Origin of the sequence: Gracilimonas sp., assembly GCF_040218225.1 — a bacterium.
Classification (GTDB): Bacteria; Bacteroidota; Rhodothermia; order Balneolales; family Balneolaceae; genus Gracilimonas.
Genome location: NZ_JAVJQO010000004.1, coordinates 655,161 through 669,326, shown reverse-complemented (window position 1 = coordinate 669,326; position 14,166 = coordinate 655,161). Strand labels below are relative to the sequence as shown.

General features: G+C 42.2%; 13 protein-coding genes. 9 read left to right on the top strand and 4 right to left on the bottom strand.

The genetic code is table 11. The features are described 5' to 3' along the window. Positions 1-155: 155 nt before the first annotated feature. The 6 genes from RIB15_RS07035 to RIB15_RS07010 all read left to right on the top strand — a co-directional run bounded on the left by RIB15_RS07035 (position 156) and on the right by RIB15_RS07010 (position 3,268). Positions 156-443 (top strand): hypothetical protein, encoded by a 288-nt coding sequence (locus RIB15_RS07035; RefSeq protein WP_350201444.1) that lies wholly within the window; start codon positions 156-158, stop codon positions 441-443. A 52-nt stretch (positions 444-495) separates the two neighbouring features. Continuing rightward, positions 496-966, top strand: a complete 471-nt coding sequence (locus tag RIB15_RS07030; protein WP_350201443.1) for a hypothetical protein — start codon at positions 496-498, stop codon at positions 964-966. Between the two features lie 2 nt (positions 967-968). Next, the gene (locus tag RIB15_RS07025; protein ID WP_350201442.1) at positions 969-1,388 is read left to right on the top strand and encodes a DUF1206 domain-containing protein; all 420 of its coding nucleotides are present in this window, start codon (positions 969-971) and stop codon (positions 1,386-1,388) included. Between the two features lie 202 nt (positions 1,389-1,590). Beyond that, the gene (locus tag RIB15_RS07020) at positions 1,591-1,770 is read left to right on the top strand and encodes a hypothetical protein (protein ID WP_350201441.1); all 180 of its coding nucleotides are present in this window, start codon (positions 1,591-1,593) and stop codon (positions 1,768-1,770) included. Beyond that, positions 1,763-2,176, top strand: coding sequence for a type II toxin-antitoxin system VapC family toxin (locus tag RIB15_RS07015; RefSeq protein ID WP_350201440.1), 414 nt, complete (start codon positions 1,763-1,765; stop codon positions 2,174-2,176). The genes RIB15_RS07020 and RIB15_RS07015 overlap by 8 nt, the downstream gene beginning before the upstream one ends. Positions 2,177-2,323: 147 nt before the next feature. After that, positions 2,324-3,268, top strand: coding sequence for a M28 family metallopeptidase (locus RIB15_RS07010; protein WP_350201439.1), 945 nt, complete (start codon positions 2,324-2,326; stop codon positions 3,266-3,268). Between the two features lie 444 nt (positions 3,269-3,712). Here RIB15_RS07010 and RIB15_RS07005 read toward each other — a convergent pair whose 3' ends face one another. Both RIB15_RS07005 and RIB15_RS07000 read right to left on the bottom strand, forming a co-directional pair. After that, positions 3,713-4,429 (bottom strand): LytR/AlgR family response regulator transcription factor, encoded by a 717-nt coding sequence (locus RIB15_RS07005; RefSeq protein ID WP_350201438.1) that lies wholly within the window; start codon positions 4,427-4,429, stop codon positions 3,713-3,715. Positions 4,430-4,431: 2 nt separating this feature from the next. After that, the gene (locus tag RIB15_RS07000; protein WP_350201437.1) at positions 4,432-5,556 is read right to left on the bottom strand and encodes a sensor histidine kinase; all 1,125 of its coding nucleotides are present in this window, start codon (positions 5,554-5,556) and stop codon (positions 4,432-4,434) included. A gap of 208 nt (positions 5,557-5,764) precedes the next feature. Between RIB15_RS07000 and RIB15_RS06995 the strand changes: the two genes are divergently transcribed. Together RIB15_RS06995 and RIB15_RS06990 are read left to right on the top strand one after the other, a co-directional pair. Then, entirely contained in the window at positions 5,765-6,661 is an 897-nt protein-coding gene (locus RIB15_RS06995) for an ABC transporter ATP-binding protein (protein WP_350201436.1), read from the top strand. Then, positions 6,658-10,233: an ABC transporter permease/M1 family aminopeptidase gene (locus RIB15_RS06990; RefSeq protein WP_350201435.1), complete on the top strand. Its 3,576-nt coding sequence runs from the start codon at positions 6,658-6,660 to the stop codon at positions 10,231-10,233. The genes RIB15_RS06995 and RIB15_RS06990 overlap by 4 nt, the downstream gene beginning before the upstream one ends. A gap of 65 nt (positions 10,234-10,298) precedes the next feature. Here the strand turns inward: RIB15_RS06990 and RIB15_RS06985 are convergent, their stop codons facing one another. Next, positions 10,299-11,072, bottom strand: a complete 774-nt coding sequence (locus RIB15_RS06985; protein ID WP_350201434.1) for a gamma-glutamyl-gamma-aminobutyrate hydrolase family protein — start codon at positions 11,070-11,072, stop codon at positions 10,299-10,301. Next, complete coding sequence (locus RIB15_RS06980; RefSeq protein WP_350201433.1) at positions 11,062-12,060, bottom strand: amidoligase family protein; 999 nt, start codon at positions 12,058-12,060, stop codon at positions 11,062-11,064. The genes RIB15_RS06985 and RIB15_RS06980 overlap by 11 nt, the downstream gene beginning before the upstream one ends. A 207-nt stretch (positions 12,061-12,267) precedes the next feature. Here RIB15_RS06980 and RIB15_RS06975 point away from each other — a divergent pair, with 207 nt between their 5' ends. Next, positions 12,268-14,166 (top strand): ABC-F family ATP-binding cassette domain-containing protein, encoded by a 1,899-nt coding sequence (locus tag RIB15_RS06975; RefSeq protein WP_350201432.1) that lies wholly within the window; start codon positions 12,268-12,270, stop codon positions 14,164-14,166.

Here is a 14,166-nt window from a genome sequence, read left to right as displayed (position 1 = left end):
AAATAGGAAATTAATTCAGCGTATAACAAGGCGTTTTAAATCGGACGCGGACTGGGTTCGATGGAACTTGATTGCCAGGAATTAATTTCGCTACTTCAACTAACTCATAATCCCCGCGCCGTTTAAACGCTGGGTCGTTAGCAAACTTTTCTGTCATGAAATACGCAGGCTATCTATCAATATTAATTGGAGTATTCGGTGTATACTCTATAGCCGACTGGTCAAATCGAGCAGAAAAGGTATTTATCGAAATTGAAAAATTTAAAGGTCTAATTAATATTGAAGCTGTTCCGATTATAACATATGAATTACTTGTAATAAGTCAGGTTATTGGCATTTCATTAGGTGTAATTAGCATTCGAAAAAAGCTAAATAAAAGAATCAGTTATATTGGAATTGTTATTTGCTTGTTAAACTTGGGTTTTCTCTTATGGATAAGGTAAAGCGTTTCAAGCGGACTCGAACGCGGTCTGGGTCGTTATACCCACTGAAATCTTGAAGAGCCATTTCTACATATCCATTTTTCTTTTTTTGGTATTTGCTTCCTGTGCTAGTACCAAAAATACATCTTCAATAAATCTAACTCCCTTTCTTTCTGTAAATGGAAACGAGGTTAATTCAGCCATAATTAATTATAAAGCAGATTATGGTATTGATAGCCATGACGGAGATGTACTAAAGGGTGAAATTGAAGTAGAAATTTCTGAATTAGTTCAAAGATCGCAAACACTAAAAATTGGTGGATATCTTACAGGAATCTATATCAACGATTCTAAAGAAAAATTGATAAATGCTAACATCAAAGTTCTAAACAGTGAACGAAATACCATCGAAGAATTTAGGGCAGACTCTGTAGGTAGTTTTGAACTAAACTTCGATTATGAAAATGGCTATCTACTTGAATTCAATTATATTGGCTATCGAACTTTATTTGTCGATATATCAAAACTGCTATCCAAAGGTTAGAAATGGCTAAAACCTTTTTAAAAATACTTCTTGGTGTTATCGTTGTCGGAGTAATTGGATTTGGCGTTTGGGTTTATATGATTACCTCTGCTTTTAATTCTCTCAATGATGATATTTGGCAAGTTGAAAAGCAGCTCATTTTGGAAGAATCGTTTTCACCAGATTCCACAAATAAAATTGGGCTCTACAATTATGATTCTGGCGCATTAGGTTACACTGCTATTCAAATGTCAGTTGTCGATTCTTCAGAAAGTTATCCTTTGACTGGAAATGTTTTAATGATTAATCGAATTCCGCCAAATATTGAATGGTTTTCAAATGATTCTGTATCTGTTGTACTTGATACAACCAATACACCAGGTTTTAGAATTGAGCCGAACAAAAATATCAATGGAATTAAGTTCAATTTTAACATTCAATAAGCGCGGGTATAACAATGCGTTTTAAATCGGACGGGGTACAATGGAACTTGATTGCAAGGAATTAATTTCGCTACTTCAACTAAATTATAATCCCCGCGCCGTTTAAACGCAGGGTCGTTAGCCGCCTTATCACCATCGTTGCTATACTTATGAAAATTCCTTTGCGTTAGTTAAATTATTGCTGTTAACAAATCTGTATACCATGATTACAAAAGAGAAAGTTAAAAAAGAAATAGATCGACTCTCTGACACGGAATTGGAAAAAGTATATCTGTATTTGTCTTCTCTCAATAAGACTAAAAAAACCAAGCTGAATATCCGCTCTTTAAAACTTAAGGGAAAACTGGATAATCAAAACCTACGATCTGTAGCCTATGAGTAGAGTACTTATTGATACCAATATTTTTGTGTATGGAATTGATGAGGACTCTAAATATTACGATCAAGCAAAACAGATTTTAGATCAGACAGAAAAACAGCTTGTAACCACCTCAAAGAATTTAATCGAATTTTTAACCGTTGTTACTAAATCCTCGGGCTATAATCTCAACTCTGAATTGGCTTTAGAAATTATTGAGGAGATCATTCAGAGTGTGGAAGTTATCTATCCCACACCGGAATCACTGGCAATTTTGCTGGACTTGGTACATCGGTATTCCCCTTCCGGTCTTAAAATCCATGACTTTGAGATAATCAGCATTGGTTTGGCACATGGCATCCAGGAAGTGGCCACTTTTAATACAAAAGATTTTAAATCGGTACAGGAAATCTCTCTTTCAGACATATAGCGGCGGCTAAAAATGCGTTTTAAATCGGATACTGGATCAAGTTCAGCAGAGACCGCGGACGAGGTGCGATGGAACTTGATTGCCAGGAATTAATTTCGCTACTTCTACCAAATTATAATCCCGTGCCGTTATCAGCCATTTCAGCTAATGAGAAGAATTGTTTTCCTTATTACCATAATTGTGACATTAACCTCGTGCCAAAGTAGTGAGGATGTTCAAGCCCTGTTGGAGGATAACTTATCTAAAGAAAAATCCGAATATCAGCAACAAATTGTCGGGCATTTGTCCGGTGAATATGAGCTGGCTAATAATATAACCATGGGCATTCGCTGGTCTAAAGAAGAACGCAAACTGGCCGAAAGGTATTTAAAAGAGTTGCTTTTACAATTGAATATCGAGCCTCAGGAGCAACACTATATGTCACCCAATCTCAACCCTGCTATTGATTTGATCGTTGGCCCATTCCAAGGGTCCAATGTGTATGGAATTCTTCCTGCTACCCAATCCAGCAACGAATACATCATTCTTGGTGCTCATTATGATACCGGAAAGAGAAATGCCCCGGGAGCCATTGATAATGCCACTGGCATCGCCCTTATTTACAGCGTTGCACAAGAAGTAGCTGAAATGAAATCCAGAGACAAAAATATAGTACTGGTATTTTTTGACCAGGAAGAGGAAGAGCTGATCGGAAGCCGGGCTTTTCTGGATCTCATCAAAGAGAAGCAATGGAATGTACACTCCATTCATTGTTTTGACATGGTTGGATGGGATGAGAATCAGGATAAAGCTATGGAGATTTTTTCTCCATCTGAATCATTACGATCAATCTATAAAGAAACAGCTGCTGCTCACAACATCCCAATACATGAGATAGTCATTGATCCGATTGGGTACGAGGTAAGCTCAACAGATTTTGATGCTTTTGTTCCCGGCGGCTACAGTGTAATCGGAGCCGGTGAATTATTCTATCATCGTGATTCCACTCCCTACAAAGACTCTCCCAAAGATACCTTCGAGACGGTGGATTTCAGCTACTTACTTTCCAGTTCAAATCTGGTGGCAGAAATTATAAAAAAACTGGTGCTGTAATGGTAAAATCAACGGACCACTTGCGCAACATATTTAACCAGGACCGGCTTTTTAGTTTAAGCCTGAGCCTGACATTGATTTTTTTCATTTATAAAGGCGTGCTATATGCCCTCATCGGAAGTTTCGTGCCTCTGTTAATCATACTCACAATTTTAGCCTTGATTTTATTTAGCCTTAAAAAATCACCGAAAGCATACAAAAGAAGTGTCGGGCTTTGGTCTGCCTTGATCATCCTTTGGTCTACAGTGAGGCTTTTATTAAGTGCTACAAACGAATTTATAAAACCAATACCTGAGGGGCACATAGATGGACAACTGGGCTTGTTGAGTGTTCTACTTAGCATAACTTTTTTATGTGCAGGCATCTATATGTGGAGTAATAGAAATAAAATATTGCCCTGGTATGAGTAGCATATAAAGCCAAACGTCAAGATCTCTGTTCTATTTATTCCCGTTTTAGAATTTCATCCCGAACCGTTTTGCTGTATGTCTGCCCTATGGGGACTTCATGCTTTCCCAGGGTGATGGTATTTCCCTGTATAGTTTTGATCTTGTCTGCCGCTACAATGAACGAACGATGCACACGCATAAATGAAGGTTGCGGAAGCAGCTCTTCCAGATCCGAGATCTTTTCATGAACCAATAGTTCTTCCCCTTTCAAAAATAAAGCGGAATAATTTCCCCGGGCTTCCACGTACAGAATGTCTTCCGTATTCACCTGATGATACTCCTTATCTCCCTTTACAAAAAAACGGGAAGTGGATTTGAATTCTTCTCCTCCCTGACTTTCTTTTTCCTTTCCTGCTGAAGAGGATTGTGAAATAGCTCGGTTAACAGCCTTCAAAAATCGCTCAAAGCTGAACGGCTTAACCAGGTAGTCTTCTATAGCAAGTTCGTAGCCTTCGAGGGCATGCTCTTTATATGCGGTGGTTACAATTACCTTTGGCGGATTCTGCAGGGTTCGGAGAAAATCAAACCCTTTGAGTTTGGGCATATGCAGATCAAGAAACATTAAGTCCGCTTTGTTTGAATTAAGCCACTCCAAAGCTTCCAGAGCATCATAACATTGGGCAACCACCTGAAGATGAGGCAATCGTTCACAAAAGGTACTCACAAGGTCGTGAGCCAGAGGTTCATCATCTACAATTATACATTTGATCATAATTAACAGAGCTCAAGGATTATCGTAAATACGCCTTCTTCTTTCAAAATATCCAGCTTATGCCGGTCGGGGTATAACAATTCCAGGCGTTGCTTAAGATTTTGGAGGCCAATACCCTTTTCAGCTTCTCCTTCCTGTTCTTCAAAGTTATTACTAATTTCAAAAACAACTTTTCCTTCTCTGGCATCTGTTTTTACAGAAAGGTGTATATACGCTCCTTCCCGCATACTTTCCACTCCGTGTTTGAACGAATTTTCCAGAGGGACAATAAACAGTAATGGTGCGATATCGGCATCAGAATCTTCCGGCTTTTCGAACCGGATATCCACTTCCTTTTGATACCTTATTTTGTGCAAGTCGATATAGCGCTGCAGGTATTCAACTTCTTCATTCAAAGGCACCATATCTTTCTTCCCTTCATAAATGGTATATCTCATCATATCCGACAGTTTCAGGACTACTTCCGGAGCTTTATCAGACTGATGTACCACCAACGAGTAAAGGTTGTTTAATGTATTGAAGAAAAAATGTGGATTGATCTGGCTTCTCAACAAGGCCAGTTCCGCTTTGGCTTTCTCCGCTTTCAGGGTTCGGAACCATTTCCATTGTTCATAAAACCAAAGGCTTATAAGAATGGGAATGGGAAGCAAAAATAAGCTCAGTGCCCAGACTTTATAAGTGCTTTCATACAATTCAAAGCTCCCCGTGAATAGCCTTGCGTATAAAAAGAATAGTGCCGACCCCCCGTATAAGCCGACAATCAGCCATCGATACTTTTGGAAAAATTCCGGTAAAATGAAATAGAATAGCACCAGCCAGAAAGAGATCATCAGTAAAATCATCAGTGGATTATCCTGAATATTACTGGTGAAATATCCGATACTGAAAATCACAATGGCCAGAATGCCAAAACCTGCCCCAACTCTAATCAGCGAACCTCCCTTTGCCAGGTATTTATGGATTGCAAGTGAAATGAATAGGGCATAAAACAAGAACCCAAGCGTATTCGATATCCACGCCCCTGAGGGTACCCTGATCAGGTCTATGTATTCCATAAACAAGATCATTGCATAAGTGATAGCCGGCCCTATGACAAACGCCTGATATTTCGTCCAATCTTTTATCATGATTCAAAATAGGACAAATCCGGCATTCATTCTCTGCCTATGGATGAACGATATCGTTTTTAACATGAACCCATCTGTTTGCTTCATCAACCGGATTCATGCCTGTTTACTCACTGTCCATATCAAGAATACTGCTGTTTATCCAATCCGGTGAACAAAGCAAACCTGCCTGCGTAGCTTCGATCAAATTCAACAAAAATGAGTTGCTATGAATACCCTCCACATTCAAAACATATCCAAAACCTATCCCAATGGAACCAAAGCGCTGAACGATGTATCTCTTACCATAGAGAATGGGATGTTTGGTCTGCTTGGAGCCAATGGAGCAGGAAAGTCTTCCCTGATGCGTACCATCGCCACGCTACAATCTCCCACTTCGGGCAGAATTCAGTTTAACGAGTGCGACATACACCAAAATCCGGATATTATTCGCAAAGGACTTGGATACCTTCCCCAGGAATTCGGGGTGTATCCTAAACTAACGGCCGTTGAGCTTTTACACCACATTGGTGTTTTAAAGGGACTTTTGAATAAGAAAGAGCGCAGCCAGCAAATTGAAAGCCTGCTGCATCAAACCAATTTATGGGAGCACCGGAAAAAGCACGTCCATACCTATTCGGGAGGAATGCGCCAGCGTTTTGGTATTGCCCAGGCTCTGCTTGGAGATCCGAAGATCATCATTGTCGATGAACCGACAGCAGGATTGGATCCCGAAGAACGGCATCGGTTCCTGAATATGCTGAGTAAAATCGGGGAGAATATCATCGTCATTCTTTCCACTCATATAGTCGCTGACATTTACAACCTCTGCTCCAGTATGGCAATTCTGGATCGCGGCAGCATACTGATTCACGGCAATCCTTCTGATCTTGTAGAAAGTTTAGACGGACAAATATGGAGAAAGACGATTCCCTCCGATGACCTCCCCCACTATCGAGAAAACTATGACGTGATTTCCACGCGACTGGTAGCCGGAGAGACTCAGATTCACATAAAGGCAGAACACGTACCCGACATCGATTTTGAAGCAGTTCCTCCAAACCTGGAAGATTACTATTTCTCTATTGTTCCAAAATCAGAACAGCAAACTATGGGCTTATCATGATCTCAGCATTATTCAGATTCGAACTTAAGTACCAGAAAAAGCTGTGGGCATTACCCGCTGCTATGATCCTGTTCTTCCTTTGCGGTTTGCAGATTGGCGGTCAGGCTTTTGCCCCCGACCTTGTTGACTTTAATGCCCCGTACCAAATCAGCTATTATACCTCCATTTTTACGCTCGGAGCGGTTTTTGCCATCATGTTTTTTGTGATAAATGGGATATTACGGGACCGTACCTACCAGATGCAGGAAATTATTTTCAGCACCGGAGTTCAAAAGCACCAATTTTTCATGAGTCGGTTTTCCGGGGTGTTTGTGTTCAGCATTCTGTCCGTAAGTCCACTTTTGCTTGGTATGATGACAGGCACGCTCCTCTTTGATTTGGACCCCGATCGCCTCTCTCCATTTTCTGTTTCTCCCTATTTCTGGAATTGGCTGGTATTCGTGCTACCGAACGTCTTCATCTGTTCTGCCTTTATATTTTCTGTGGGACTCCTTTCCAAAAACCGCATGTCGATTTACGCATCTGCCATCCTGGTGTATGTGCTTTACTTTGTTTGTTCCTTTTTCTTCGACTCTCCGATGCTGGCCGGTTCAACCCCCACTCACACCGATAATATGACGCTGGCTGCGCTGGGTGACCCATTTGGGATATCAGCTTTTATGGAGCAAAGCCAGTACCTCACTCCTCTTCAAAAAAATACGGTCTGGGTGTCACTAAGTGGGAATTTCCTGCTCAACCGTTTACTCTGGATAGGCGTCTCTTTCGCAATATTAGGTCTTTCCTATAGGTTTTTTTCATTTCGAACCTTCCAAAAAGGAAAAAAGGATTCCACCCCCGATAAAGTAGCACCTGAAAAAAATGATGTAAAAGACACCATTTACCGTCCGGTTAATCCATCATTAAGCAGCAGTCGACTTTTTTGGCATAGTTTCATTGCTCAGAGTAAAACAGGGGTCAAGCAGCTGTTCAAAAGCCTGCCTTTTCAGGCCATGCTCGCTTTCATCATATTTGTTATTGGAGCCGAGTTTTCTTCTAAGCTCATTGAGGGTGGTAGCTACTCCGAAAGTCTATATCCGGTCACAGCCTTATTAGCTGGTTTAAACAACACCGCCTTATTCATCTTTGGTGTGATGCTGGTTATATTTTATAGTGGCGAGTGGGGCTGGAAAGAGCGAAGTGAGAATATGCATCTTATTCTGGATGCAACTCCCGCTTCCAATGCCTCCTTCTTTTGGTCGAAGGTTTCAGTGCTGCTTTTCATCCCGTTGATGTTCATCACCCTTGAAATTGTTATTGCTATCGTTTTTCAATTGGTGATGGATTATACCGTCATTGATGCGGGCACCTATCTGTCACTATACTACTTCCAGGGAATTCCCCTTGCTTTCTACATACTGTTCGGGATGTTTGTGCAGGCACTCTCACCGGATAAGTATTTAGGGATGGCCATCACCGGACTTTTTGTTGCCGTTTTCGCCACCCCTCTGTCCGGATCCCTTGGCATTGAACATCCGTTATTGAAAGTAGGTGCCATGCCATCGGTTACCTTTTCTGATATGACCGGAGTCAGTAATAATGCCGGGACCTTTTACCTGTTTTCCACACATTGGATGATACTGGGGCTGATTTTGTCTCTGATAGCACTTCACATTTGGAGACGGGGTATCACCGAGCGATTTCTTATTCATGCCAGACAGTTATTCAGAGGATGGTCGCAGAGACGATTAGCTGTTGTTGCAGTTCTTGGAATAGCTTTCTTGTGCACTTCAGGGATGATCTTCTACAAAACCAATATCGAATCAGAATACCTGTCAACGAGTGAAAGACTGGATCGATGGGCCGACTATGAAAAAAAGTACAAACATTACGATGAAGAAAAGTGGCTGTATCCCGTTGCTATTTCAACAAATGTGGCGCTTTATCCGGAAAAAAGAAGCTACACTGTAGATGCTGTTTACACTTTAACGAACAAAAGTGATACCGTTGTGAACAGGGCTCTGATCATAGAAAAGAAAAGCATAACCGATATTCAGCTCGAAGGTGCTACCCTCATCTATCACGATGCCACGCTTGGTATCTATGAATTTCTCTTCAACAAGCCGGTGCTTCCCGGTGATAAGGTCGCACTCACATTCACTGCACAAAGCAATCAAGAAGGACTCCGTTCCGGAAATGACCTGGTGGATAACGGAAGTTATGTGCATCTGAGGGATTTTAGTCCTTATTTGGGCTATACGGATAACCTGGAAGTTTCCGACAAAACAGAACGTGAAAAGCGCGGCCTCCCAGAACGTGAACAAGAGCAACCTTCAGCAGCCGATTTTGAAGTGATGGAATCCGGTTTTGGTCGGGTTGATTTGGAAACTACATTATCTGTACCTGCGTCCCAAACAGGTATCTCTGTCGGTGATCTAAAAGAACAATGGTCGAAAAATGGCAGAAACTACTACCGGTATGAATCTTCAAAACCAGTAGCTCCCGCCATTAGCTATCATTCTGCAGATTATGCCATAGAACAAGAGGACTATAAAGGAATCAGCCTTGAGCATTATTTCCATCCCGGTCATGAGTTCAATAATCCGACCACTATGAGTAGCATGAAACAAACCCTGGATTACGCTCAGAAAGAGTTTGGAGAATATCCCCTTGAACACCTGCGTATTGTAGAAATACCTTCATTCTGGGGATTTGGAGGCTTCGCTGCCAGTGGTACCATCAGCATGGTTGAAGATAACTTCTATCTTGTTGATGAAAGGGATACTTCCACTTTCAGCTTGGTTGCAAAACGCGCCATTCACGAAGTAGCGCACCAGTGGTGGGGACATATGCTGAGTACTCAAAGCATAAGTGGAGGTGCCATTTTTGTAGAAGGCTTTGCCAAATACACCGAAGCCGTTGTAATGGAAAAATACTACGGCATGGCCTCCCTTTATCAACTCAGTGAGTCTGCCAATCATACCTATTTTAATGGGCGTTCTTACGCTTCTGCACCGGAACAACCCCTTTACCTGGAGCAGGGGGAACACTACATGCTCTATGGGAAAAGCTATATTGTGATGATGGCCCTTAAAGAACTCATTGGTGAAGAATCATTAAACCGGGTATTAAAAACCCTGATAAATCGACATAAAAATGAACTCGATGCATCGGTAACTTCGCCAGAGTTCTTAAATGAAATCTATAAGTCCATACCGAAGGAATATCATAGCCTGATTGATGACTGGTTTAAGAAAATCATTACCTATAACCTGTCAATATCTGATGCAGGATATAGCACACTTGCCAATGGTACCTTTCAGATTACTATTACTATAGAAGCAGAAAAACTTGAGTCGATTAACGGAATAGAATCCCCGGTTTCAATGAATGAGCCGGTATCGATTGGGCTGTTTTCAGTTCATCCTTCCGAAGCTTCTAAAGAAGACATTATAATTCTTAAGCCCCGCGAAATTAAAGATGGCAAACAGCAGTTGGTGATACAGGTTGACACTCTTCCACAGTATGTGAGTATCGACCCCTATGGAACTCGCCCTGATCTTGTCAGGCAAGACAATCACCTTAAATTGGAATAGCCTATGATTTCAAAGACGAAAAAGAAGTGATCACCAGTAAATTCAAAGCTCGTTAAAAACGTAAATCACTTTGCCGCATTAACCAGCTGCTTAAAGATATTTCGCTGGCGGGCGATTTGGATCAGGTATTCCGGGTGCCATTGCACACCAATCATGAAGGGATATTCGGTATGTTCAATAGCCTGTGTGATTCTGGTATTTAATTCCGTACAAGCCACTTCGATTCCTTCTCCTGGCTTATCAATAGCCTGGTTGTGCAAGGCATTGACGTTGCAGATATCGGTTTGGAGCAACTCGCAGAGTTTGGTATGATCTTTAATCCTGATTCGCTTTTTTGGAAAGATAGATGAGACCTGCGCTTTCTCTGCATAAAACCCGCGAATATCCTGGTGTAGCGTCCCCTTAAAATGCACATTCATAAGCTGCATTCCTCTGCAAATGCCCAACACCGGCAACCCTCGTTCGATCGCCTGTGACAGTAGTTTTAGTTCCAGCTTATCCCGCCCCAGGTCGATAGGTGATTTTTTAGTGTGTTGGAAATAGCGGGCCAGCCAGTAGAGTGGGAAAAATAATATGGAAAGAATCCATTCAAAAACGGTACGCTTATCTCGAGCCAGTTTGGCTTTTATAATGCGCTGCTGGCCATATTTCAGAGGCTCCACATCAGCGCCTCCACCCAAAATCAGTCCATCTATCTGATCGATGCTTCTGGGCATATCCGGGTTGATACGCAGGGGCTTACCGCCCTGCAGAATTACTGACAATGCAGTAAAAATCCAAGCGCCTGTTCCACCTTCAACTGGACCTGTTATACCAATAACCGGTTCTCTATCGTACATCTTGCACCCAGCGATCCATGAGTTTGATCCATTTTCTTTTTACGCTAAACAGCGTTTTCTCGTCCATTCCCAGAAACCTCCTTGCGTATTGATTCAGTGCCTGTTCATCATTTGCTAAACGTTCAACCAACCACCAACGGTTCCATTCCTCGCCCATTGACCAGCTTTCATCCTGAATGGAGCAATTCGGAAGCCGGTAATGAAAAGTTGGCCGAGCTGAGGTCAACGTATCTTCTAACAGTTCTTCCGTAAGTTCCTTATTCAAAAACTTGAATACGGGGAGCATATCCAACGGGCGATTCCGGGAGTTATCAAATTCAAAATAATCCCGAATCAGCGTTTCCAAATCAGGCTGGTATTCTTCCTGCAGAATATGCCGGATATATTTCATCTCGTACTCATTAATGTAGGGCGTCAGTTTACGGCTGATATCAATTTCAGCATCCTGACGAATCCACGCATCCAGCATTACATAGGCTTTTAAATGCCGATGCAAACTTTCGGCTGTTAACTCCGGCACTTCCGGATTCAAGTGCAGTCCAAAAGCATAAAAGAAGGAACTCCCGGTTCCTTTGGCTTTCCAATCCCGGAGTTTGTCGACCAGTTTATTCAGGACATCTAATTTTGAAAGCGGGATCGGTGGTGTAATAATCTCAAACGGAACTACTGTTGAAGCCATCTCTCTTAGCGTATCTTCAAGCTTGGCTTTGTTTTTGAGCTTTTCCACATTCAGGCCCACAGATTTTAAAACACCCTCATATTTTTTATTGAGGAAAAGACTGGCATCCAGCTCCAAAGAAAACGTACCGAAGCCGGTATCATTTACCTTAAACTCATATCCACTAATCTGCTCGACTTCGCCGCCATAAAGGTCAACAATCATATCGGCTGCATCGGCCATTTCTACACCGGTGAATTCAAATTCAAAGCCTACTGAGCGCTCTTCGCCATCCTGATTTTCTTGTACTGGTGGATTCTTAAACTTCAAATACAACCTCTTTTAATTATTCAGTTAGCTTAAACACATGCTGGGTTAGTATCAATCCTAAATTTGTTAAGATCTTAAATTATCGAACCCCTCCTCACAATCGAAATAACAAATGAAGAAGATGAAGGTAAAACCAAAGAATGGGTTCTCGTTGCAAAATCCTTATTTTACTGCTTCATCAATTGAGTTCTAATTGCTCCAACTTACATGACCTACCTTTCCACTGAAAACCTTTCCAAAAATTTTGGGATTAAACCTCTTTTTGAGGATCTGACATTTGGCATCTCCAAAGGAGATAAAGCAGCCCTTATTGCACCCAATGGTACCGGGAAATCTACACTTCTTAAAATCCTCGCCGGGGAAATGGAGCCGGATTCCGGAAAAGTCATGACTCAGAAAGGCATACAGATTGGTTTCCTCGCACAGGAGCCCGACATGGATGATAGCATGACCATCAGTGAGTTTATCGCACATGGAAACTCAGAGAAGATCCGCATTGTACAGCGTTATGAAAAAGCTGTTCGGGAACAGGCCGAGGATTTCAATCCACAAACCCAGCAGGCTTTTGAGAAAGCAACCGCTGCCATGGATGCCGCCGAGGCCTGGGATGTAGAGCAACAGATGGAGCAGATTCTGGGCGCACTCAACATCTACGATCTGGATCAGTCTATCGCTTCTCTTTCCGGAGGAGAACGCAAGCGGGTTGCCCTGGCTTTTGTGCTGCTGGATGAACCGGATCTGCTGATCCTGGATGAACCTACTAACCATCTGGATGTAGAAATGATTGAGTGGCTGGAATCGTATCTCGCCAAAAGTACGATGACCTTGCTGATGGTGACTCACGATCGCTACTTTCTGGATCGGGTTTGTAATCATATCCTGGAACTGGATTATGGCAAACTCTATCACCACAAAGGAAATTACGAATATTACCTCGAGAAAAAGGCCGAGCGGGAGGAGATAGAGGCTACCGAAATTGCCAAGGCTGGCAAGCTGATGAAAAAAGAGCTGGAATGGATGCGGCGCGGCCCCAAAGCCCGAACCACCAAATCTAAATCGCGCATCAAAGATTTCTACAAGACCAGGGAAAAAGCTCAGTCTGGTCGCGAAGAAACGGAGCTTCAGCTGGATGTAAATATGAGCCGCATGGGCGGAAAGGTACTTGAGCTCAAAAATATCAATAAAGCTTTTGATGAAACCATAATTCTGGACGACTTCAGCTACCAGTTTTTGCAGGGCGAACGCATCGGGGTATTAGGCAAAAACGGAGTAGGCAAAAGCACCTTCCTTAAAATTTTGCTTGGCGAAGAGAAAGCGGATTCCGGTGAGATTGAAACCGGCGAAACCATTGTCTTTGGTCATTATCAGCAGAAGGGAATAAAGATTGATGAGTCGAAGCGGGTTATTGAAGTGATCAAAGAGGTAGCTGAAGTAATTGAGCTTTCCAACGGCGATAAAATCACGTCTTCTCAGTTTCTGGAACATTTTATGTTTCCTTCCAAAGCGCAGTATACCCCGGTTGAGAAACTGAGTGGAGGTGAAAAGCGGCGGCTGGGACTGATGATGGTGCTTATCAAGAACCCCAATTTTCTAATCCTGGATGAGCCCACCAACGACCTGGACTTGTTGACTCTGAACAAACTGGAAGACTTTCTTCAAAATTTTGGAGGCTGCCTGATTATTGTATCTCACGATCGCTTTTTTATGGACAAGCTGGTGGATCACTATTTCGTATTTGAGGGACAGGGTGTAATCGATGATTTCCACGGAACCTATGAAGAATACCGGGAAGAAATGCTGAATCGTATGAGTGAGACTTCATCCCCGAAAAAGGAGAAACCGGTAGCTGATACCAAGCCCGACCCAAAACAAAAAAACACATCAGATCAGCCCAAAAAACTCAATTATAATGAGCGGCGTGAATTCAACAAACTGGAGAAAGAGATTGCCAAAATGGAAGAAGAAAAAGCGGAGCTCGAGAAAAAAATGAGTGCAGGTGGTTTAAGCTATGAGGAATTAAATGAACTCTCTCAGGAGTTTGAACAGCTCAAGGAAACGCTGGAAGAAAAAGAGCTTGTCTGGCTGGAAATGGCAGAACGAGCGTAG